The sequence below is a fragment of the Streptomyces sp. NPDC033177 genome (genome assembly GCF_055577715.1).
The window spans coordinates 73,915-94,816 of record NZ_JBVIPS010000002.1 but is presented as its reverse complement, the minus strand read 5'-3'; the positions used below and the strand labels follow the sequence as shown (position 1 = coordinate 94,816).

Below are 20,902 nucleotides of genomic sequence, written 5' to 3'. Positions count from 1 at the left end.
TGACCACCTGGTGCCGTACGTGTGTGCCGTACCCTCGTCCCCAGTCAGGTACCTAGGTTGAGGGACTCACGTGGCAGAGGCGGAGCGCATCATCGGTACGCCGGATATCCCTGAGGCCGACGGGGCCGAGCCGGAGCAGTCCGCCTCGGGCTCCGGCGACGCGACGGGGCAGGACGAGCCGGACGAGCAGGGCGCCCAGAGCAAGGGGAAGCGCAAGCTCCTGGCCCTGTTCGCGGTGGCCGTGGTCGCGTACGCCCTGGATCTCGTCAGCAAGATGATCGTCGTCGCGAAGCTCGAGCATCACGAGCCGATCGAGATCATCGGGGACTGGCTCCAGTTCAACGCCATCCGGAACGCGGGCGCGGCCTTCGGTATGGGCGAGGCGTTCACCGTGATCTTCACCTTCATCGCCGCGGCGGTGATCGTGGTCATCGCCCGCCTGGCCCGCAAGCTCTACAGCCTGCCGTGGGCGATCGCGCTCGGCATGCTGCTCGGCGGCGCCCTGGGCAACCTCACCGACCGGATCTTCCGTTCCCCCGGTGTGTTCGAGGGAGCGGTGGTCGACTTCATCGCGCCCAAGGGCTTCGCGGTGTTCAACCTCGCGGACTCCGCGATCGTGTGCGGCGGCTTCCTGATCGTGATCCTTTCCTTCCGCGGCCTGGACCCGGACGGCACCGTCCACAAGGACTGAGCGCTCGGGGCGAGGGGCTCGCGGTGCGGGAGTGTCAGCGGCCTCCTGCATACTCAATGGGTGAGCACGATTCCCGAGATCCGTACCCTGCCCGTGCCGGACGGCCTGGAGGGCGAGCGCGTCGACGCCGCCATCTCCCGCATGTTCGGTTTTTCCCGCACGAAGGCCGCCGAGCTGGCGGCGGCAGGCAAGGTGATGGTCGACGGCAGCGTGGTCGGCAAGTCCGAGCGTGTGCACGGCGGCGCCTGGCTGGAGGTGGAGATGCCGCAGGCGCCCGCTCCGGTGCAGGTCGTCGCCGAGCCCGTCGAGGGCATGGAGATCATCCATGACGACGACGACATCCTCGTGATCGTCAAGCCGGTGGGCGTGGCCGCCCACCCCAGCCCCGGCTGGACCGGCACCACGGTGATCGGCGGCCTCGCGGCCGCCGGGTACCGCATCTCGACCTCCGGTGCCGCCGAGCGCCAGGGCATCGTGCACCGCCTCGATGTGGGCACCTCCGGGCTGATGGCGGTCGCCAAGTCGGAGCGCGCGTACACCTCCCTGAAGCGGCAGTTCAAGGAGCGCACGGTCGACAAGCGGTACAACGCGCTCGTGCAGGGCCACCCCGACCCGATGAGCGGCACGATCGACGCCCCCATCGGCCGCCACCCGAACCACGACTACAAGTGGGCGGTCACGGCCGAGGGCAAGCCCTCCGTCACGCACTACGACCTCATCGAGGCGTTCCGCGCGGCCTCGCTGCTCGACATCAAGCTGGAGACGGGCCGCACGCACCAGATCCGCGTGCACATGGCGGCCCACCGCCACCCGTGCGTGGGCGACCTGACGTACGGCGCCGACCCGACCCTCTCCAAGCGGCTCGGGCTCACCCGCCAGTGGCTGCACGCGGTGCGCCTCGGCTTCGAGCACCCCGGGGACGGGCAGTGGGTGGAGTTCGAGAGCACCTATCCGGACGACCTCCAGCAGGCGCTGGACCGAGTCCGGGCGGAGAGCGCATGAGCGCCGTCACCTGCCGGGTCGCGGTCGGGACCGACGACCTGGAGGCCTGCTTCGCGGTCCGCAAGGAAGTCTTCGTCGTGGAGCAGCAGGTCCCCGAGGACCTGGAGTACGACGCGTACGACGCCGACGCGGTGCACGTCATCGCGGTCCGCGAGGACGGTCTTCCGCTGGGCACGGGCCGCCTGCTCACCGGTGCGGCGGCCGCCGCGAAGAACGGCGGGGACGCCCGGGTGGGCGCGCTCGGCCGGCTCGCGGTGACCAAGGCGGCGCGCGGCCTCGGCGTGGGCGCGGCCCTGGTGCGGGCGATAGAGGACGCGGCACGCGCGCGTGACCTCACCGCCGTCGACCTGCACGCGCAGACGCACGCCCTCGGGTTCTACGAGCGCCTGGGGTACGAGGTCTACGGCCCCGAGTTCCCGGACGCGGGGATCCCGCACCGGGCGATGCGCAAGGCGCTGGACTAGCGAGCCGGGCGGGCGCCCGGAGGGGCATGGCCGGTTCGCGGGGAGCGCGTGGCAGGGTTGAGGTCTTGATCGTCTGAGCCCTGGACAGTCCCGGACAGTCCCGGACAGCCCCGGGCCGGCGAGCTGCCTCGAACCGTCTCGAACCGCCGGAGGGCGCACCGTGGACCAACTGGCGCTGCTGCTCATTCTGTTGCTCGGTGCCGTCGTGACGGTGCCGTTGGGGGAGCGGCTGGGGCTGCCCGCGCCCGTCCTCATGACGCTGGCCGGGATCGCGCTCGCCTTCGTCAGCTGGGTCCCGAACGTCGAGATCCCGCCCGACTACATCCTGCCGCTGGTCCTTCCGCCCCTGTTGTACGCGGCCGTCCAGCGCACCTCCTGGCGACAGTTCGCGGCCAACAGACGCCCCATCTTCCTGCTCGCCGTGGCCCTCGTCTTCGTGACGACCGCCGCGGTCGCCGCCATCGCCAATTCGGTGGTCCCCGGGCTTCCGATCGCCGCGGCCGTGGCCCTCGGCGCGCTCGTGGCGCCGCCCGATCCGGTCGCCGCGACCGCCGTCGCCGGGTCGCTCGGGCTGCCGCGGCGGCTCGTGTCGATCCTGGAGGGCGAGGGCCTCTTCAACGACGTCACGGCGATCGTGCTCTACCACGTGGCGATCGCGGCGGCGATCAGCGGGACCTTCTCCTGGCCGTCGGCGGTGGGGCAGTTGGTGCTCTCCGGGGTGGTCGCCGTCGCCGTGGGCGTCGCGCTCGGCTGGCTGACCAACAAACTCATGGGGGTGCTCGGCGAGGCCACCCTGCAGACCGGCCTGACGCTGCTCGTGCCCTTCGTGAGCTACGTGCTCGCGGAGGAACTCCTCGGCTCGGGCGTGCTCGCCGTGCTGACCACCGCGCTCTATCTGGCGGAGCACGGCGCCGACGCGGACGACGTGCTCGGCCGGATCACCGGGCAGACGTTCTGGCAGATCGTCGACACCTTGGTCACCGGCGTCGCCTTCGGGCTCATCGGGCTCGAACTGCACAACGTCTTCGGCACGGCGAACGGCCGTGAGCTGCAGATGATCGGTTGGGGCGCGGCGGTCGTCGCCGTCGTCATCGGCGTACGGCTGCTGTGGCTGCTGCCCGCGACCTGGCTGGCCAAGCGGCTGCACAAGCTGCGGGACTACGACGAGGACATCCCCACGACCTGGCGCGAGACCGTCGTCATGTGGTGGTCCGGGATGCGCGGCGTGGCGTCCGTGGCCCTCGCCCTGGCCATTCCGCTCAAGACGGAGAACGGCGACCCCTTCCCGGCCCGCGACGAGATCATCTTCATCGCCTTCTGTGTGATCATGGCCACGCTGGTCGTGCAGGGGCTCACCCTGCCCTGGCTGGTGAAGAAGCTCGGGGTGCGCGCGGACACGGACGCCGAGCGGGCCGTCGAGCGGGATCTCGCCGTGCGGGCGGCCAAGGCGGCCAAGCGCCGCCTGAAGGAGATCGAGGAGGTCGAGGAGCTGCCGGAGGACCTCTCGGAGCGGCTGCTGCGCGGCGCCTTCGACATCGGGGCCAGGATCAGCCCCGACATCGTCGACGACGAGCGGCGCGAGCGGTACTCCAAGCGCGCCGACCGTCTCAAGGCGGTCCAGCGCATCCAGCGCGACATGATGTCGGCCGCGCGCCACGAGATCCTCGCCGCGCGCAGTGAACCCGGCGCCGATCCGGAGATCGTCGACCGGGTCCTGCACCAGTTGGACGTACGCAGCCTGCGGTCCTGAGAGAGGCCCCGCCAGGCCCGCGGGCTCAGCCCCGGCCCGTGCGCGGCACGATCGGCGGCGGCGCATGCGGACCGTCGTCTTCCGGCGGCAGTTCGGCCCAGGCCGTGCTGACCTTGGGCAGCGCGTACGCGTGGTGTTCGGTCAGCCAGCGGACCAGGTGCTCGCGCACGGTGACCCGTACCGTCCAGATGTCGTCCGCGTCCTTGGCGGTGACCAGGGCGCGCACCTGGATCGTGTTCGGCGTGGTGTCCGTGACCGCGAGGCCCCAGTCCCTGCCGTCCCAGGCGGCGCACTCGCGCAGGATGTCCTGGAGCTTCTCGCGCATCTCGGTGATGGGTGCGGTGTGGTCCAGCTGGAAGAAGACCGTGCCGGTCATCTGGGAGCCGCCGCGCGACCAGTTCTCGAAGGGCTTCGAAACGAAGTAGGACACCGGCATCGTGATCCGGCGCTCGTCCCAGGTCCGTACGGCCAGGAAGGTCAGGGTGATCTCGTCGATCGTGCCCCACTCGCCGTCCACGACGACCGTGTCGCCGATCCGCACCATGTCGCCGAAGGCGATCTGCAGCCCCGCGAAGAGATTGGCGAGGGTGGACTGGGCGGCGACGCCCGCGACGATGCCGAGCACACCGGCCGACGCGAGCAGCGATGTCCCGGCCGCCTGCATGGCGGGGAAGGTGAGGAGCATCGCTCCGACGGCCACGACACCGACGATCGCGGTGACCACCCGCTGGATGAGTGTGACCTGCGTACGCACACGCCGGACGCGGGCCGGGTCGCGGTGCGCGTTGGCGTACTGGGCGTAGGTCGCCTCCACGATGGCGGTCGCGATACGGACGAGGAGCCAGGCCACCGACCCGATGAGCACCAGGGTCAGGATCTGCGCGATCCCCGCGGAATGGTTCTTTCCGATCTCCGCTTGTTCGAATGAACCGCGCAACAGGGCGGCACACAGGGACAGTTGTGAGGGCAGTCGGCAGCGGCGCAGCAGACCCCACAGTGGGTTGTCGGGGTGACGGTCGTCGGCCCGGCGCAGCAGCACGTCGGCCAGCCAAACCACGGCCAGCGTGAGCACGACCGAGCCGCCGACCACGATCAACGGACGCAGTACGTTCTCCATGCCCCCGAGGGTAAGTGGCACGATGGCCTCATGAACATCATGCTTTTCCACTCGACGTACGGGCTGCGGCCCGCGGTGCACGCGGCGGCCGACCGGCTGCGCGCGGAAGGCCACGAGGTGTATACGCCCGATCTGTTCGACGGGCGCACCTTCGACACGGTCGAGGAAGGCATGGCCTTCAAGGACGAGCTCGGCAAGGACGAGCTCCTGAAGAGGGCGATCCTGGCCGCCGCGCCCTACTCCGAGCGGGGTCTCGTCTACGCCGGGTTCTCCTTCGGCGCCGCCACCGCGCAGACCCTGGCCCTCGGCGACGACAAGGCGCGCGGTCTTCTGCTCCTGCACGGCACGTCCGACATCGCGGAGAACACGACGGTGGACGAGCTGCCGGTGCAGCTGCACGTCGCCGAGCCCGACCCGTTCGAGACGGACGACTGGCTGAGCGCGTGGTACCTCCAGATGGGCCGCACGGGCGCCGACGTCGAGGTCTACCGCTACGCGGGAGCGGGCCACATCTTCACCGACCCCGACCTGGACGACTACGACGCCGAGGCGGCGGAGGCGACGTGGCGGACGGCGATCGGCTTCCTGGAGACCCTGTAGCCCGTTGCCCGGATAGCCCGTCGTCCGGCGGGCCCTCACGCGCGCGTGCAGCGTCCCACCGGGGCGCTCGCGGGCGGCTTGCACTGCAGGCCGTAGTCGCCGCCGCTGGAGCTGAGATACCGCCCGACGCATTCGTTGCCGGTCGTCCTGCCGCGCTCGGCGCAGAACCGCAGGGCCGCCCGGCCGTCCGCGAAGGGCCCGGGAGCGTAGATCACCCAGAAGCCGGGCCGCAGCGACGCGTACTCGTCGCTGCGCAGGTACTCCGCTTCGGGCACGTCCTTGCGCACTGCCGTGAGCCTGCGGTCGCGGGTGTCCGCCCCCGAGCCGACGGGCTCGGAGAAGAGCTGGGCGATCCAGCTGCCCGATGCAGGCGGGACACCGGGGGAGGACGCCGGGGGTGTGGCCGGGTCGGGGCTCTCGCTCCGCGTGGGGCTCTTGGTCGCCTTCGTGGGCTCTTTCGTGGGTTTCTTCGTAGGTTCCTTCGTGGGCTCGGGCGACTCCTTGGACGGCGTCCCAGCGGCGGTGCTCCCGCCGCCCTTGCCCTCGTCCCCGCCCGTGCCGTCCCCGTCCCGCAGCGCGAGGACCAGCGCGGCACCGGCCACCAGGGCGAGCGCCACGGCGATCACCGCGACGATCACCGGCGTACGACTGCGGGGACCGGCGGCCGGAGACGGCTGCCCCACCGTGACGGCGGGCTGCTCCGCCGGGACCGGAGGCCGCTCCGCGGTCTCCGTCGGCTGCCAGGCGATGCCGTTCGCCACCGCGGCGAGCATCGCGTCCAGGCGCTCCGCGTCCGGGCGCAGCGCCGGGTCCCGCACGAGGAGGGCGCCGAGGACCGGGGCGAGCGGCCCGGAGCGCACGGGCGGTGGGACCGGTTCGTCGAGCACGGCAGCGAGCGTGGCGAGCGTCGAGGCGCGGCGCAGCGGGCTGACGCCCTCCACCGCGACGTACAGGACGAGGCCGAGCGACCAGAGGTCGGCCGCCGGGCCCTCGTCCGTGCCGCGGATGCGCTCGGGCGCGATGTACTCCGGCGAACCGATCAGGTCGCCCGTGGCGGTGAGCTGCGTGGAGCCCCGCAGCGAGGCGATGCCGAAGTCCGTGAGGACCACGGAGATGCCCGGACCACCGGGGGTCTCTGCCCGCAGCAGTACGTTGGCGGGCTTCACGTCCCGGTGCAGGATGCCCGCCGCGTGGGCGACGCGCAGCGCCGAGAGCAGCTCGCGGCCGATGCGTGCCGCCTCGTGCGGCGGCAACGTGCCCTGTTCCAGAAGGTCCTGGAGCGTGCGGCCCGGCAGCAGCTCCATCACGATCCAGGGGTGCGGGCCCGTGTCCACGATGTGATGGATCGTCACCACATGCGGGTGATTGAGCCGGGCCAGCGCCCTGGCCTCGCGCAGCACCCGCTCCCGCAGGACGCGTGACTGCTCGTCCGTCAGCTCGTGCCGCGCGGGGCGCACCTCCTTGACGGCCACCTCGCGGTGCAGCACGGTGTCGCGCGCCCGCCACACCGTGCCCATGCCCCCGCTGCCGAGCCGCTCGAGCAGCTCGAAGCGCCCGTCCACCATGTCCCCCTGGCCGCTCATGTCACCAGCGTAGAGGGCGCCGCCGACAGGCGTGACCCGGTCAGCGCACCGGCGACGACACCCGCTCGACCTTCTGGGTGCCGCTGAGGGTGCGGTATGAACGGGCCCATTTGGACGTCGCCTCGGGGTTCTTGCGGTCGGAGAGGACGTAGTAGTCCATCTGCGAGCGCTCGGCGGTGACGTCGAGGACGCCGTAGCCGTGCGAGTCCATGTCCAGCCACTTCACATGGCGGTTGGCCGCCTTCACCGCGCCGACCGCGACCAGCGAGAGGGTGTGCGGGGCGACGTGCAGCATGTCGTCCACGTTGTCGGAGGTCACGGACGTGACCACGAACTCCGTGGCGGCGGAGGGCGATCCGGGGTACGTGGCGGCCCTCACCGGTACGTCGTTGGCCCACGCCATGTGGATGTCCCCGGTAAGGAAGACCGTGTTCCGGATCGACTTGTCGACCAGGTGGGAGATGAGTTCCTTGCGGTCGTCGGTGTAGCCGTCCCACTGGTCGCCGTTGACGGCGAGGCCTTCCTTGGGCAGGCCGAGCAACTCCGCGATGGGCTCCAGGAGATGGGCCGGCACGGAGCCGAAGGCCACCGGCGAGATCATCACCGAGGTGCCGACCAGCTTCCAGGAGGCGTCGGACGAGGCGAGGCCCGCCTTCAGCCAGTCGAGCTGGGCGCGGCCCGTGATCGTACGGTCCGGGTCGTCCACATCTCCGCTGCCGAAGCCCGCCTGCTCGGAGCGGAAGGAGCGCAGGTCGAGCAGGTGCAGATCGGCCAGCTTGCCGAAGCGCAGGCGACGGTAGACGGTGCCTTCAGTGGAAGGGCGTACGGGCATCCACTCGAAGTACGCCTGCTTGGCGGCCGCCATGCGCTGTGCCCAGTCGCCCTCGGACTCCGGGGAGTGGTTCACCGCGCCGCCCGACCAGGTGTTGTCGGCGAACTCGTGGTCGTCCCAGATCGCGATCAGGGGGTGCGTGGCGTGCATCGCCTGCGCGTCCGGGTCGGTCTTGTGGACGCCGTGGCGTATGCGGTAGTCGGCGAGGCTGACGATCTCGTGCCGCGGCTCGTGCTGACGTACGCCGTACTCGGCGGCCGGGTACTCGCCGCTGGGGTACTCGTAGACGTAGTCGCCGAGGTGCAGGACCGCGTCGAGCTCCGTGCGGGCCGCGAGATGGCGGTACGCGGAGAAGTAGCCCGCCTCCCAGTTGGCGCAGGACACCACCCCGAACCGGACGCCGGGGGCCGCCGACTCGTGCGCGGCGGTGGTGCGGGTGCGGCCCACGGGGGAGTGCACCGGGGTTCCGTCAGACCCGGAGCCGCCCACGGAGAAGCGGAAGTAATAGGTGATGGCAGGGCTCAAGCCCCTTACGTCGGCCTTGACCGTGTGGTCGGCCGTGGCCTGTGCGGTCGTGCTGCCGCGGCCGACGACCTGGGTGAAGCCCTTGTCCTTGGCCATCTCCCAGCGCACTTCGGTGTCGGGGCCCTTGCCGGAGCCCGGCGTGGCCTCGGGTGTCGGAGTCACGCGGGTCCACAGCAGGACGCCGTCGGGCAGCGGGTCTCCCGACGCGACGCCGTGGTGGAACGCGGGTCCCGCGGCGGCGTGGGCGAGGGGAGCCGCGGCGAGCGGCGCGAGGGCCGCGGTGGCGGCGGCTGCCTTGACGACCGTACGGCGGCTCGGGGCAGGGGAGTTGAGCGGTCTGTGTGCGCTGTTTCGACTGGTCACGAGCGATTACCTTACTGATCGGTAATCGCCAAGAGCGGGCGAATTGTGAAACGTTCGCCCGCTCTTTTGCCAAGTGCCGCTCAGCGCACGGCTCTAGTGCCGGTTCAGGCCTTGAGCGCCGCGTCGACGGCCTTCTTGTAGTCCTCGACCGTCGAGGGAGCGTTCTTCTTGTCGGGCCCGGTCAGCTTCTTGCCGTCCATGACGAAGGAGGGCGTGCCGTCGACGCCGTCCTTGTTGTCGTCGAACTTCTTCGACATCTCCAGGGCCCAGCGGTCGTACGTGCCGTCCTTGACGTCCTTCGCGAAGGTCTTGCTCTTCTTGAGCTCGGGGACCTGGTTGGCGATCTTGGTCAGGTACGCGTCGTCCTTGAACTTGTCCTCCGTCTCGGAGGGGTGGTTCTCCTTGGAGAACAGCGCCTTCTTGTAGTCGAGGAAGGCCTGGTCGCTCACGTTCAGGGCGGCACCCATCGCACTGAGCGCGTTCTTGGAGCCCTCACCCGTGAGGTTGCGGTCGAGGAACGAGGCGCCGATGAACTGGATCTTGTACTTGCCGTCCTTCAGGTCCTTCTCGACCGTCGGGCCCACGGCCTGCTCGAAGCTGGCGCAGACCGGGCAGCGCGGGTCCTCGTAGACCTTGAGGGTCTTCTTGGCGCTGTCCTTGCCGATGACGACGGTCGTGCCGTCCGTGCCCGCGGAGTTGGCCGGCTTGACCAGCTTCTCGTCCTTGGCGGCTTCCCAGTGGTCGGGCTTGTTGGCCTGCATGACGGCGTAGCCGACGCCGCCCGCGATCGCCAGGACCGCGACGACGGAGACGCCGACGACCATCGACCGCTTCCGCTTCTGCCGCTTGCGCTCGGCTTCCTGCTGGGCGCGGATCCGCTCGCGGGCCGCCGACTTGGCCGCCTGGCTGTTGCGCTTGCTCATGATGTTGTTCTCCGTTGGGGTGACGTGCGTGGGGACGGTGGTGCTCAGGCGAAGACGGCCGAGCACGGCGGTCCACGCCGTCCCACGAAGTGCACGAGAGGCCGCGTACGCGCGGTGCGCACCCGGCGCGCGGGACGCGGGGCCCGCAGGACGGGCCGCGGGCGGATGCCCGCCGCTGCGACCGCGACGAGCAGCGGCCGGAAGGTGGAGGCGGCCACCGCGCGCAGCACTTGGGCCAGGGCGCGTTCCCCGCGCCGCAGCCAGGCCGCCGCGAGCAGACCGACCGCGACGTGCGCGCCGAGCAGCAGCCAGGCGGCGCCGGGATCGGCGTCGGCGAGCAGCACGGCGGCGCGGTGTCCGTCGCCGCCGGTCATCTGGGCCAGCGGGGTGCCGACGTCGGCGCCGCCGCACAGCACGTCGAAGCCGACGGAGCGCAGCGGGCCCGCGACGGGGCCGCCCGCCTGGCCGTAACAGACGTGCTGCCCCGCGGTGAACACCGTGTCGGCGGCCAGCTCGAGGGGGATCAGGAGGGCGGCGATGCGGCCGTAGCCACGCTCGCGCCCCGCCAGTGCGTACGCGATGACGAAGACCGCGACGGAGATCACCGCGACGGTGGTCAGCGGCAGCGGGGCGCGGGACAGCAGGACATGCGACGCGGCGGAGAGCGTCACGACGAGCGTCGTGAAGAGCGCCGCGCGCACGGCTCTGAGCTGGGTCCCGGATATGTCCATCGCGCAGCAGAGTGTGCCATGTGCTCCCGTAAGGCAGCCCTAAAGGGTGCCTATGAGTTGCACGGCGTCCTCTTCGTGCCTACAGACCCGGGATCCGGCCGTTGCGGAACAGGTCGACGAAGATCTGGTGGTCCCTGCGGGCCCGCGCGCCGTACTCGTGCGCGAAGTCCACGAGCAGGTCACCGAAGCCCTCCTCGTCCGCCGCGATGGCGGCGTCGATCGCGCGCTCCGTGGAGAACGGCACCAGGTCCGAGTGCCCGCTCTCGTCGTCCGCCGCGGAGTGCATCGTGGCGGTGGCGCGGCCCAGGTCGGCGATGACCGCGGCGATCTCCTCCCAGTCGTCGATGTCCGACCAGTCCAGGTCCACCGCGTACGGAGAGACCTCGGCGACCAGCTGTCCGGAGCCGTCCAGCTCGGTCCAGCCCAGCCACGGGTCGGCGTGCGCCTGCAGCGCGCGCTGCGAGATGACCGTGCGGTGGCCCTCGTGCTGGAAGTAGTCACGGACCGCGCCGTCGGTGATGTGCCGCGAGACGGCCGGGGTCTGCGCCTGCTTGAGGTAGATCACGACGTCGTTCTCCAACGCGTCGCTGTTGCCCTCCAGAAGGATGTTGTACGAGGGCAGTCCCGCGGAGCCGATGCCGATGCCGCGCCGGCCGACGACGTCCTTGACCCGGTAAGAGTCGGGGCGGGTGAGCGAGGACTCGGGGAGCGTCTCCAGATAGCCGTCGAAGGCGGCGAGCACCTTGTACCGCGTGGCCGCGTCGAGCTCGATGGAGCCGCCGCCCGGGGCGAAGCGGCGCTCGAAGTCGCGGATCTCCGTCATGGAGTCCAGGAGGCCGAAGCGGGTCAGCGAACGCGCGTCGCGCAGCGCGTCCAGGAGCGGGCCCTGGGCGGTGTCCAGGGTGAAGGGCGGCACCTCGTCGCTCTTGGCGCCGGTCGCCAGGTCGTGGATCCGCTCGCGGTACGCCGCCGCGTAGATCCGGACCAGGTCGGTGATCTGCTCGTCGCTGAGCGCCTTCGTGTACCCGATGAGAGCCACTGAGGCGGCGAAGCGCTTCAGGTCCCAGGTGAAGGGGCCGACGTAGGCCTCGTCGAAGTCGTTCACGTTGAAGATCAGGCGGCCCTGGGCGTCCATGTACGTGCCGAAGTTCTCCGCGTGCAGGTCACCGTGGATCCACACCCGCCCCGTGCGCTCGTCCAGGTAGGGACCGCCGTGCTGCTCGCGCTCCAGGTCCCCGTAGAAGAGGCAGGCCGTGCCGCGGTAGAACGCGAAGGCGGAACCGGCCATCCTCCGGAACTTCACCCGGAACGCGGCGGGGTCCGCGGCGAGCAGCTCGCCGAACGCGGTGTCGAAGACGGAGAGGATCTGCTCGCCGCGCTGCTCAGCGGTGGGCTGCGGTTCCGACATCGCGGGGTGCCTCCTGGTACAGGGTCGTGCGTGGCCTGTGGGACGGGTGTTCTTGAACATTTGGGACAGGTGCTCCGACCTGTCCAACGCACGACGGTACCCCCGAGTGCCCGCCGCTTGTCAGTGCTCCGGATTAGACTTCCACGCTGTCCCCCCAGACTGCCCGCAGTCCGTCATCGATCGTTCTCCGGAGGCCTCCCGCCGTGACCAAGCCGCCCTTTACGCACCTCCACGTCCACACCCAGTACTCGCTGCTGGACGGTGCCGCGCGGCTCAAGGACATGTTCGACGCCTGTAATGAGATGGGCATGACGCACGTCGCCATGTCCGACCACGGCAACCTCCACGGGGCGTACGACTTCTTCCACTCGGCGCAGAAGGCGGGCGTGACGCCGATCATCGGCATCGAGGCGTACGTGGCGCCCGAGTCCCGCCGGAACAAGCGGAAGATCAAGTGGGGCCAGCCGCACCAGAAGCGCGACGACGTGTCCGGTTCGGGTGGTTACACCCACAAGACGATCTGGGCGGCGAACAGCACCGGCCTGCACAACCTCTTCCGGCTGTCGTCGGACGCGTACGCCGAGGGCTGGCTGCAGAAGTGGCCGCGCATGGACAAGGAGACGATCTCCCAGTGGTCGGAGGGCCTGATCGCCTCCACCGGCTGCCCCTCCGGAGAGCTCCAGACCCGGCTGCGCCTCGGCCAGTTCGACGAGGCCGTGAAGGCCGCCGCCGAGTACCAGGACATCTTCGGCAAGGACCGGTACTTCCTGGAGCTGATGGACCACGGCATCGACATCGAGCGCCGCGTCCGTGACGACCTGCTCCGGGTCGGCAAGAAGCTCGGCATCCCGCCCCTGGTGACGAACGACTCGCACTACACGTACGCGCACGAGTCCGTCGCGCACGACGCCCTGCTCTGCATCCAGACCGGCAAGAACCTCTCGGACCCGGACCGCTTCCGCTTCGACGGCACCGGCTACTACCTGAAGTCCACGGACGAGATGTACGCCATCGACTCCTCGGACGCCTGGCAGGAGGGCTGCCGCAACACGCTCCTGGTGGCCGAGCAGATCGACACCACCGGCATGTTCGAGAAGCGCGACCTCATGCCGAAGTTCGACATCCCGGAGGGCTTCACCGAGGTCACCTGGTTCCAGGAGGAGGTCCGGGTCGGCATGGGCCGCCGCTACCCCGGAGGTGTCCCCGAGGACCGGCAGCAGCAGGCCGAGTACGAGATGGACATCATCATCCAGATGGGGTTCCCGGGGTACTTCCTGGTGGTCGCCGACTTCATCATGTGGGCCAAGAACAACGGCATCGCGGTGGGCCCCGGCCGAGGCTCCGCGGCCGGCTCGATCGTCGCGTACGCCATGGGCATCACCGACCTCGACCCCATCACGCACGGCCTGATCTTCGAGCGGTTCCTCAACCCCGAGCGTGTGTCCATGCCCGATGTCGACATCGACTTCGACGAGCGCAGGCGCGTCGAGGTGATCCGGTACGTGACCGAGAAGTACGGCGCCGACAAGGTCGCCATGATCGGTACGTACGGAAAGATCAAGGCGAAGAACGCCATCAAGGACTCCGCGCGCGTGCTCGGATATCCGTACGCGATGGGCGACCGCCTCACCAAGGCGATGCCCGCCGACGTCCTCGGCAAGGGCATCGACCTCTCCGGCATCACCGACCCCAAGCACCCGCGCTACAGCGAGGCGGGCGAGATCCGGGGGATGTACGAGAACGAACCGGACGTCAAGAAGGTCATCGACACCGCCAAGGGTGTGGAGGGCCTGGTCCGGCAGATGGGCGTCCACGCGGCCGGCGTGATCATGTCCAGCGAGCCGATCGTGGACCACGCGCCGATCTGGGTCAGGCACACGGACGGCGTGACGATCACGCAGTGGGACTACCCCCAGTGCGAGTCGCTCGGCCTGCTCAAGATGGACTTCCTGGGCCTGCGAAACCTCACCATCATGGACGACGCCGTCAAGATGGTGCGCAACGACAAGGGCATCGACCTGGAGATGCTCTCGCTCCCGCTCGACGACCCGAAGACCTTCGAACTGCTCTGCCGCGGTGACACGCTCGGCGTCTTCCAGTTCGACGGCGGCCCGATGCGTTCCCTGCTCCGCCAGATGCAGCCCGACAACTTCGAGGACATTTCCGCCGTCTCGGCCCTGTACCGTCCGGGCCCGATGGGCATGAACTCGCACATCAACTACGCGGAGCGCAAGAACGGCCGCCAGGAGATCACGCCGATCCACCCGGAGCTCGAAGAGCCCCTGAAGGAGACGCTCGGCCTGACCTACGGCCTCATCGTGTACCAGGAGCAGGTGCAGAAGGCCGCGCAGATCATCGCCGGCTACTCCCTCGGCGAAGCCGACATCCTGCGCCGCGTGATGGGCAAGAAGAAGCCCGACGAGCTGGCGAAGAACTTCGTCCTGTTCCAAGAGGGCGCGAAGAAGAACGGCTACTCCGACGCCGCGATCCAGGCTCTGTGGGACGTCCTGGTCCCCTTCGCCGGATACGCGTTCAACAAGGCGCACTCCTCCGCGTACGGCCTCGTCACGTACTGGACCGCCTACCTCAAGGCGAACTACCCCGCCGAGTACATGGCCGCGCTGCTCACCTCGGTGAAGGACGACAAGGACAAGTCGGCCATCTACCTGAACGAGTGCCGGCGCATGGGCATCAAGGTCCTGCCGCCCAACGTGAACGAGTCCGTGCACAACTTCGCCGCCCAGGGCGACGACGTGATCCTCTTCGGCCTGGAGGCCGTCCGTAACGTCGGCACGAACGTGGTCGAGTCGATCGTCCGCTCGCGCAAGGCCAAGGGGAAGTTCGCCTCCTTCCCCGACTACCTCGACAAGGTCGAGGCCGCCGCCTGCAACAAGCGCACCACGGAGTCACTGATCAAGGCGGGCGCCTTCGACACCATGGGGCACACCCGCAAGGGCCTCACCGCGCAGTACGAGCCGATGATCGACAACGTGGTGCAGGTCAAGCGCAAGGAGGCGGAAGGGCAGTTCGACCTCTTCGGAGGGGGCGAGGAGACCGGCGGCGAGCCGGGCTTCGGGCTCGACGTGGAGTTCTCCACCGACGAGTGGGAGAAGACGTATCTGCTCGCCCAGGAGCGGGAGATGCTCGGTCTGTACGTCTCCGACCACCCGCTGTTCGGCCTGGAGCACGTCCTTTCCGACAAGGCGGACGCGGGCATCGGCCAACTCACCGGCGGTGACTACTCGGACGGCTCGATCGTCACCATCGGCGGCATCATCTCCGGCCTTCAGCGCAAGATGACCAAGCAGGGCAACGCCTGGGCCATCGCGACCGTCGAGGACCTCGCGGGCTCCATCGAGTGCATGTTCTTCCCGGCGACCTATCAGCTGGTGTCGACCCAACTCGTCGAGGACGCCGTGGTGTTCGTCAAGGGCCGCCTCGACAAGCGCGAGGACGTGCCGCGCCTGGTCGCAATGGAGATGCAGGTCCCCGACCTGTCGAACGCGGGCACCAACGCGCCCGTCCTGATCACCATCCCGACGGTGAAGGTGACCCCGCCGATGGTCAGCCGTCTCGGCGAGATCCTCAGCCACCACCGCGGCAACAGCGAGGTGCGGATCAAGCTCCAGGGGGCCCAGAAGACGACGGTGCTGCGGCTCGACCGCCACCGGGTGCAGCCTGATCCCGCCCTTTTCGGCGACCTGAAGGTACTGCTCGGCCCGTCCTGTCTGGCCGGATAGAGGCCAGATTCATGTGAAGGGGCGCACCCAGAATTCTGGGTGCGCCCCTTCACGCTTATCCGCCCGTGTGGGCGTCAGTCAGGCGTCAGTTGTGGCCGAAGCGGCGCTGGTGCTTGCGCGCGACCTCGGACGGGCTGCCCTGTGCCTGCACGTTGGACTGCACGCGCTGCTCGGCCTGCTCCGCGGACGACTTGGCCTGCTCCTGGGCCTGCTCGGCGGCCGAGGCGCGGTTCTGGTCGCCACCCTGCTTGCGGTTCTTGTTCTTGGCCATGGTGATCTTCCTCCTGAGGGGGATCTGGGGGCCAGGATGCGACCAGATTCACATACGGCGACAAGCTGCGCATTTCAGAGAATTACCGTGCGTAATAAGCCCTGTCGGAGAGTGAAGTCGCGATACGCCACGCCGAAGATCGAGTTCCGGCCGTTAACCTCCGCCGGGTCGGGCAGACTCGAAGGAAACCCGAACCATTACTTCCAGGGAATCTCCAGGGAAAGCTCCAGGGAAAGAGGGTGGATCGCGTGGACCGCTGCATCGTCCTGGTGGACGCCGGGTATCTGCTGGGTGCCGCCGCGAGTCTCCTCGCGGGCGAGCCGTCCCGGTCCCGGATCACCGTCGATCACACCGCCCTGATCCAGGGCATCCGTGAGCGCGCCGAATCCGACACCGAGCGCCCCCTGCTCCGGATCTACTGGTTCGACGGCGCCCCCGACCGCGTGCCGCAGCCCGAGCACCGCAGGCTGCGCGTCATGCCCCGCGTGACGGTCCGGCTCGGCGCCCTGACCCGTAGCGACGGACGGTGGGCCCAGAAGGGCGTCGACGCCGCCATGCACGCCGAGCTGACGGAGCTGGCCCGCAACCGCGCCTGCTCGGACATCGTGCTCGTCACCGGCGACGGGGACCTGCTGCCCGGCATGATGGCCGCCAAGGAGCACGGCGTCGCCGTCCACCTGTGGGCCGTCCAGGCCGCCGACGGCGACTACAACCAGTCCGAGGACCTCGTGGCCGAGGCCGACGAGCGGCGAGTCCTGGACCGGGCCTGGATCACCAAGGCCGTACGCCCCAAGGAGCTCACCGGCGTCTGCGCGCCCCCTCCCGTCCCGCGCCCCGAGATCGCCGCCATCCTCTCCGCGCCCCTGCCGGAGTCCGCGCTCGCGGCAAGCGCCCAGCGGGCCGCCGACGAGGCCGCCGGGGCCCAGCACGGCGAGCAGCACCGCCGGCACGCCGAAGCCGGGGCCAACGGCGACAGCGGCGGCGCCCACCACATCCCGCCGGGCAAGGGCGTGCCCACCCCCAAGGACCTGGCCGCCCTGCGCGGCCCCGGCACCCAGGCCGCCCCGCACCCCACCAACGCCACGCTGCGCTGGTCCTCCGACAAGGGCTGGGTCGAGCGCCCCGGCGGCGCCGCGGAGAGCCCGGAGGCCGCGGCCCTGCCGACGCTCGCGCAGCTGACGACGGCCGAGCAGCGGTGGGCGGACCGCGAGGAGGACATCACCACCGTCGGCGGTGACCCCTTCGAGGTCGGGCAGGTGTTCGCGCGCCGTTGGATGGCGCGCCTGCCGGAACAGCACAACCTGCAGAAGCTCTCGACGATGTACCCGCGCATCCCGCATCGCGTGGACGGCGAGCTCCTGCGGTACGCGGCCCGCTTCGGCCTGCTCGCCCACAAGGACGACCAGATCGACGAACACGACCGGTACGCGATCCGGGCCGGCTTCTGGCGCGAGATCGACGTGCACACGGCGGTGGAGCACGCACCGGTGGGCGACCGCTCCGGCGAGTGACCGAACAGGCACGCGAACGAGTGACGGAACACGTCCGCAGATGACTGATACGGGGCGTACTGGGCGCCCCGGGCGACGTACCGGGCACGGGACCCCGTACCCTCGTCCTTCGTGAGTACGCGCTCGGCACAGGCAGTCCGACAGGGGCTCCGACAGGGTCACGGCAGTGATGCCGTCTGCGCGGTGCGCGACCTCGTCAAGACGTATCCCCCCACCCGCGGCAGGCGCGGCACACCCGCGACGCCCGAGGTGCGCGCCACCGACGGCATCAGCCTCGAGGTCAGGCGCGGCGAGATCTTCGGCCTGCTCGGGCCCAACGGCGCGGGCAAGTCCACCCTCGTACGACAGCTGACCGGCCTGATGCGGCCCGACAGCGGGAGCGTCGAGATCCTCGGGCACGACATCCTGCGCCACCCCGAGCGGGCCGCGCGGATCCTCGCGTACCTGGGGCAGGAGTCCACCGCGCTCGACGAGCTGACCGTCTCGCTCGCCGTCGAGACGACCGCGCGGCTGCGCGGCCTCGACCTCCGAGCCGCGCGCGCCGAGCGGGACGGCGTACTCGAAGAACTCTCGCTCACCCCGCTCGCCTCGCGGCCGCTGAAGAAGCTTTCCGGCGGGCAGCGCAGGCTCGCCTGCTTCGCCACCGCCCTGGTGGGACAGCGGCCGCTGCTCGTCCTCGACGAGCCGACGACCGGCATGGACCCCATCGCGCGGCGCGCCGTCTGGGGCGCGGTCGACCGGCGCAGGGCCGAGCACGGCGCCACGGTGCTGCTCGTCACCCACAACGTCATCGAGGCCGAGACGGTCCTCGACCGCGTCGCCGTCCTCGATCACGGCAAGGTCATCGCCTGCGACAGCCCCGTGGGGCTGAAGGAGCAGGTCGCAGGCGAGGTGCGGGTCGAGCTCGTCTGGCGGGAGCGGGCGCCGCTCGACGTCCCCGAGGTCGCCGCCCTGCGCTCGTCCGCGGTGGAGTCCGGCCGGCGCTGGTCGCTGCGGCTGGCCCCCGACGAGGCGCGGGCCGCCGTCGCGGCGGTCACCGGCGGGGCCGCCTTCGCCGCGCTCGACGACTTCACCTTGGCCACACCGAGTCTGGAGGACGTGTATCTCGCCCTGGGCGGGAACGGGGAAGGGCTGGTGAAGGCGTGACCTTCACCGGACGGATGAACAGCGACAGCAGGAGGACCGTTCGGTGAGTGCCGTTCCCCTGGAAGCGGCCGTACGGGCCGACGACCGAGAGTGGCAGGCCGAGGCCGCCGAGCCCCTGGGGCCCCGTGCGCGGCTGTTCCCCGCGCTCGCGGCCGTCTACCGGGCGCAGCTGTCCCGGGCCCGCGTCGCACGCATCCCGCTGCTCTTCGTGGCCACCTTCCAGTCCGTCGGGATCATGATCCTGATGCGGGGCGTCGTGGACGGGGGCGATGAGGCGCGTGCCGTCGTCGCCGGGTCCTCCGTGCTCGTCGTCGCGTTCGTCGCGCTCAACCTGCTCGCGCAGTACTTCGGGCAGCTGCGGTCCGACGGCGGCCTCGACCACTACGCCACGCTGCCCGTGCCGCCCGCCGCGGTGGTCCTCGGCGCCGCGGCCGCCTACGCCTCGTTCACCGTGCCGGGCACCCTCGTCACCGCGGTCGTCGGGTGCGGTCTCTTCGGGCTCCCGATGGCGAACCTCTGGGTCCTCGCCGCGGTGATCCCGCTGGCCGGTGCCGCGCTCGCCGGGCTGGGCGCCGCCCTCGGGCTGCTTGCGCCCCGCCCCGAACTTGCCACGCTGCTCGGCCAGTTGGGCATGTCGGCGGCGCTGCTCCTCGGTGTGCTCCCGGCCGAGCGGATGCCCGGCTTCCTGCAGTACGCGCGTGACCTGCTGCCCTCGACGTACGGGGTCGAGGCGTTCGCCCACACCTTCGGGCCGCATCCGGACTGGGCGACCGTCGTCCTCGACCTCGCCGTCTGCGCGGGGGTCGGCGTTGCCTCGCTCGCGATCGCCACCTGGGCGTACCGCCGTGCGGCCGTGCGGTGACACGGTCCTCGCCGTGCGGTGCGGCGGTCCTCAGGCAGTGGTGAAGCGGTCCTCAGGGAGTACTGGCACCATGTGTGGGTGACTGCACCGCTGACGCCCTCCCAGCCGCCCCACGACCGGCCCCCGCACGACCCCTGGCAGCAAGCCGCTCAGCCGTCCGGAGCCGTTCCCCTGTCGGCGGACGAGGAGGACGGTCCTGGCATGAAGACCGAAGTGCGGCAGGCCGCGGTGATCGCGGTCGTGGTGGCTGTCTGCGGCGTGGCGCTCGGCCTGCTGTGGCTGTGGCTCGCGCCCCGTGTGCCGTTGATCGCCGACAGCGAGACGGTGTACCTCAAGGACACCGAGGGGGAGCAGGCGATCGGCGTCGACGGAACGTTCACCCTGCTCGCGCTCGCGTTCGGCGCGGTGAGCGGCGCCGTGGTGTTCCTGCTGCACAAGCGGGGCGGCATTCCGCTGGTCGTCGGCCTGACGGCCGGAAGCCTGCTGGGGGCCGTGCTCGCCTGGCGTCTTGGCATCTTCCTCGGGCCCGAGACGGACGTCGTCGCTCATGCGAAGTCCGTGGGCAAGGGCGTGGCGTTCGACGCCCCCATGGAGCTCAAGGCCAAGGGCGCGCTCCTTGCCTGGCCCGTGGCCGCGCTGCTCGTACATCTGGGCCTTACCGGGCTCTTCGGGCCGCGGGACCCTGAGCCGTACCCCATGGCGTACGGCGACGACCCAGGGCGGACGGACGGCAACCCGGCCTGACAGATCTCAGGCGGGGCGCCTTCCGTGGTTCGCCTTGCCCTTGCGTACCCGCCACTTCCTCTTGCGCGTCTTCTTCGACATGAGGGTGGTACTAGTCGAGCCCGCGGCCCCCGTCGAGGGCCTATTCACGCCCGATCGGGGCAAGTACCGCGCCCGTGAGGCGCGCCAGGTCGCCGGGGGCCAGTTCCACTTCCAGGCCCCGGCGGCCCGCCGACACGCAGATCGTGGCGTGCGAGGGGGCCGAGTCGTCCAGGACCGTGCGGAGCTTCTTGCGCTGGCCGAGCGGCGAGATGCCGCCCCGTACGTACCCCGTGGTGCGTTCGGCGGCGGCGGGGTCCGCCATCACCGCGCGCTTGCCGGAGACCGCCGTGGCCAGGGCCTTGAGGTTCAGGGTGCCCGCCACCGGGACCACGGCCACCGTCAGCTCGCCGTCGACCTCCGCGACCAGGGTCTTGAAGACCCGGTCGGGGGAGACGCCCATCGCCTGGGCCGCCTCCTCGCCGTACGAGGGGTGCGCGGGATCGTGCTCGTAGGCGTGGAGCGTGTAGTCGGCGCCCGCCGCGGTGAGGGCCACGGTCGCCGGGGTGCCGCCCGTGCCCGACTGCTTCTGCTGCTTCTTCTGCTTCTTCGCCAAAGCGC

Annotated in this window: 19 protein-coding genes; 10 read left to right on the top strand and 9 right to left on the bottom strand. The window is 70.4% G+C overall.

Going from position 1 to position 20,902, the window contains the following annotated elements; genetic code table 11:
- The first annotated feature begins 70 nt into the window (after window positions 1-70).
- The 4 genes from lspA to ACZ5U5_RS06450 all read left to right on the top strand — a co-directional run bounded on the left by lspA (window position 71) and on the right by ACZ5U5_RS06450 (window position 3,907).
- Window positions 71-691: a signal peptidase II gene (lspA, locus tag ACZ5U5_RS06465; RefSeq protein ID WP_469017207.1), complete on the top strand. Its 621-nt coding sequence runs from the start codon at window positions 71-73 to the stop codon at window positions 689-691.
- 60 nt (window positions 692-751) lie between these two features.
- Window positions 752-1,693 carry an RluA family pseudouridine synthase gene (locus tag ACZ5U5_RS06460; RefSeq protein WP_469017204.1) on the top strand — a complete coding sequence of 314 codons (942 nt, stop codon included), beginning with the start codon at window positions 752-754 and terminating at the stop codon, window positions 1,691-1,693.
- Window positions 1,690-2,157: a GNAT family N-acetyltransferase gene (locus ACZ5U5_RS06455; RefSeq protein ID WP_469017201.1), complete on the top strand. Its 468-nt coding sequence runs from the start codon at window positions 1,690-1,692 to the stop codon at window positions 2,155-2,157. The genes ACZ5U5_RS06460 and ACZ5U5_RS06455 overlap by 4 nt, the downstream gene beginning before the upstream one ends.
- Window positions 2,158-2,317: 160 nt before the next feature.
- A complete protein-coding gene (locus tag ACZ5U5_RS06450; protein WP_469017199.1) occupies window positions 2,318-3,907 on the top strand; it encodes a Na+/H+ antiporter in 1,590 nt (529 codons plus the stop codon).
- Between the two features lie 25 nt (window positions 3,908-3,932).
- Here ACZ5U5_RS06450 and ACZ5U5_RS06445 read toward each other — a convergent pair whose 3' ends face one another.
- Window positions 3,933-5,024 (bottom strand): mechanosensitive ion channel family protein, encoded by a 1,092-nt coding sequence (locus ACZ5U5_RS06445; protein ID WP_469017196.1) that lies wholly within the window; start codon window positions 5,022-5,024, stop codon window positions 3,933-3,935.
- Between the two features lie 30 nt (window positions 5,025-5,054).
- Here ACZ5U5_RS06445 and ACZ5U5_RS06440 point away from each other — a divergent pair, with 30 nt between their 5' ends.
- On the top strand, window positions 5,055-5,624 hold the full coding sequence (locus ACZ5U5_RS06440) for a dienelactone hydrolase family protein (RefSeq protein WP_469017194.1): 570 nt from the start codon (window positions 5,055-5,057) through the stop codon (window positions 5,622-5,624).
- 35 nt (window positions 5,625-5,659) lie between these two features.
- Here ACZ5U5_RS06440 and ACZ5U5_RS06435 read toward each other — a convergent pair whose 3' ends face one another.
- From ACZ5U5_RS06435 to ACZ5U5_RS06415, 5 genes are all read right to left on the bottom strand, one after another.
- Window positions 5,660-7,207: a serine/threonine-protein kinase gene (locus tag ACZ5U5_RS06435; protein ID WP_469017191.1), complete on the bottom strand. Its 1,548-nt coding sequence runs from the start codon at window positions 7,205-7,207 to the stop codon at window positions 5,660-5,662.
- Between the two features lie 40 nt (window positions 7,208-7,247).
- Complete coding sequence (locus ACZ5U5_RS06430; RefSeq protein WP_469017189.1) at window positions 7,248-8,927, bottom strand: alkaline phosphatase D family protein; 1,680 nt, start codon at window positions 8,925-8,927, stop codon at window positions 7,248-7,250.
- 104 nt (window positions 8,928-9,031) lie between these two features.
- Window positions 9,032-9,850 (bottom strand): thioredoxin domain-containing protein, encoded by an 819-nt coding sequence (locus tag ACZ5U5_RS06425; protein ID WP_469017186.1) that lies wholly within the window; start codon window positions 9,848-9,850, stop codon window positions 9,032-9,034.
- A gap of 44 nt (window positions 9,851-9,894) precedes the next feature.
- The gene (locus ACZ5U5_RS06420; RefSeq protein WP_469017183.1) at window positions 9,895-10,581 is read right to left on the bottom strand and encodes a hypothetical protein; all 687 of its coding nucleotides are present in this window, start codon (window positions 10,579-10,581) and stop codon (window positions 9,895-9,897) included.
- Window positions 10,582-10,660: 79 nt separating this feature from the next.
- Window positions 10,661-11,989 (bottom strand): DUF2252 domain-containing protein, encoded by a 1,329-nt coding sequence (locus ACZ5U5_RS06415; protein WP_469017181.1) that lies wholly within the window; start codon window positions 11,987-11,989, stop codon window positions 10,661-10,663.
- Window positions 11,990-12,192: 203 nt separating this feature from the next.
- Between ACZ5U5_RS06415 and dnaE the strand changes: the two genes are divergently transcribed.
- A complete protein-coding gene (dnaE, locus tag ACZ5U5_RS06410) occupies window positions 12,193-15,729 on the top strand; it encodes a DNA polymerase III subunit alpha (protein ID WP_469017178.1) in 3,537 nt (1,178 codons plus the stop codon).
- A gap of 85 nt (window positions 15,730-15,814) precedes the next feature.
- Here dnaE and ACZ5U5_RS06405 read toward each other — a convergent pair whose 3' ends face one another.
- Complete coding sequence (locus ACZ5U5_RS06405; RefSeq protein ID WP_365822676.1) at window positions 15,815-16,000, bottom strand: hypothetical protein; 186 nt, start codon at window positions 15,998-16,000, stop codon at window positions 15,815-15,817.
- Window positions 16,001-16,248: 248 nt separating this feature from the next.
- On the opposite strand from ACZ5U5_RS06405, the gene ACZ5U5_RS06400 reads away from it, so the two are divergent.
- The 4 genes from ACZ5U5_RS06400 (at window position 16,249) to ACZ5U5_RS06385 (ending at window position 20,263) form a co-directional block, all read left to right on the top strand.
- Entirely contained in the window at window positions 16,249-17,511 is a 1,263-nt protein-coding gene (locus ACZ5U5_RS06400; protein ID WP_469017175.1) for an NYN domain-containing protein, read from the top strand.
- A 111-nt stretch (window positions 17,512-17,622) separates the two neighbouring features.
- On the top strand, window positions 17,623-18,657 hold the full coding sequence (locus tag ACZ5U5_RS06395; RefSeq protein WP_469017172.1) for an ABC transporter ATP-binding protein: 1,035 nt from the start codon (window positions 17,623-17,625) through the stop codon (window positions 18,655-18,657).
- 43 nt (window positions 18,658-18,700) lie between these two features.
- Complete coding sequence (locus tag ACZ5U5_RS06390) at window positions 18,701-19,519, top strand: ABC transporter permease (RefSeq protein ID WP_469017169.1); 819 nt, start codon at window positions 18,701-18,703, stop codon at window positions 19,517-19,519.
- Between the two features lie 78 nt (window positions 19,520-19,597).
- On the top strand, window positions 19,598-20,263 hold the full coding sequence (locus ACZ5U5_RS06385) for a DUF2567 domain-containing protein (RefSeq protein WP_469017166.1): 666 nt from the start codon (window positions 19,598-19,600) through the stop codon (window positions 20,261-20,263).
- 6 nt (window positions 20,264-20,269) lie between these two features.
- Here ACZ5U5_RS06385 and ACZ5U5_RS06380 read toward each other — a convergent pair whose 3' ends face one another.
- Window positions 20,270-20,344, bottom strand: a complete 75-nt coding sequence (locus ACZ5U5_RS06380) for a hypothetical protein (protein WP_467690357.1) — start codon at window positions 20,342-20,344, stop codon at window positions 20,270-20,272.
- A 40-nt stretch (window positions 20,345-20,384) separates the two neighbouring features.
- Entirely contained in the window at window positions 20,385-20,897 is a 513-nt protein-coding gene (gene ybaK / locus ACZ5U5_RS06375) for a Cys-tRNA(Pro) deacylase (RefSeq protein ID WP_469017163.1), read from the bottom strand.
- Window positions 20,898-20,902 lie beyond the last annotated feature (5 nt).

Bases quoted from the DNA above. Each gene is read 5' to 3' on its own strand.
- ACZ5U5_RS06415 (WP_469017181.1), bottom strand. From the start codon at position 11,989: ATGTCGGAACCGCAGCCCACCGCTGAGCAGCGCGGCGAGCAGATCCTC.
- ACZ5U5_RS06455 (WP_469017201.1), top strand. From the start codon at position 1,690: ATGAGCGCCGTCACCTGCCGGGTCGCGGTCGGGACCGACGACCTGGAG.
- ACZ5U5_RS06440 (WP_469017194.1), top strand. From the start codon at position 5,055: ATGAACATCATGCTTTTCCACTCGACGTACGGGCTGCGGCCCGCGGTG.
- ACZ5U5_RS06425 (WP_469017186.1), bottom strand. From the start codon at position 9,850: ATGAGCAAGCGCAACAGCCAGGCGGCCAAGTCGGCGGCCCGCGAGCGG.
- ACZ5U5_RS06445 (WP_469017196.1), bottom strand. From the start codon at position 5,024: ATGGAGAACGTACTGCGTCCGTTGATCGTGGTCGGCGGCTCGGTCGTG.
- ACZ5U5_RS06405 (WP_365822676.1), bottom strand. From the start codon at position 16,000: ATGGCCAAGAACAAGAACCGCAAGCAGGGTGGCGACCAGAACCGCGCC.
- ACZ5U5_RS06420 (WP_469017183.1), bottom strand. From the start codon at position 10,581: ATGGACATATCCGGGACCCAGCTCAGAGCCGTGCGCGCGGCGCTCTTC.
- ACZ5U5_RS06435 (WP_469017191.1), bottom strand. From the start codon at position 7,207: ATGAGCGGCCAGGGGGACATGGTGGACGGGCGCTTCGAGCTGCTCGAG.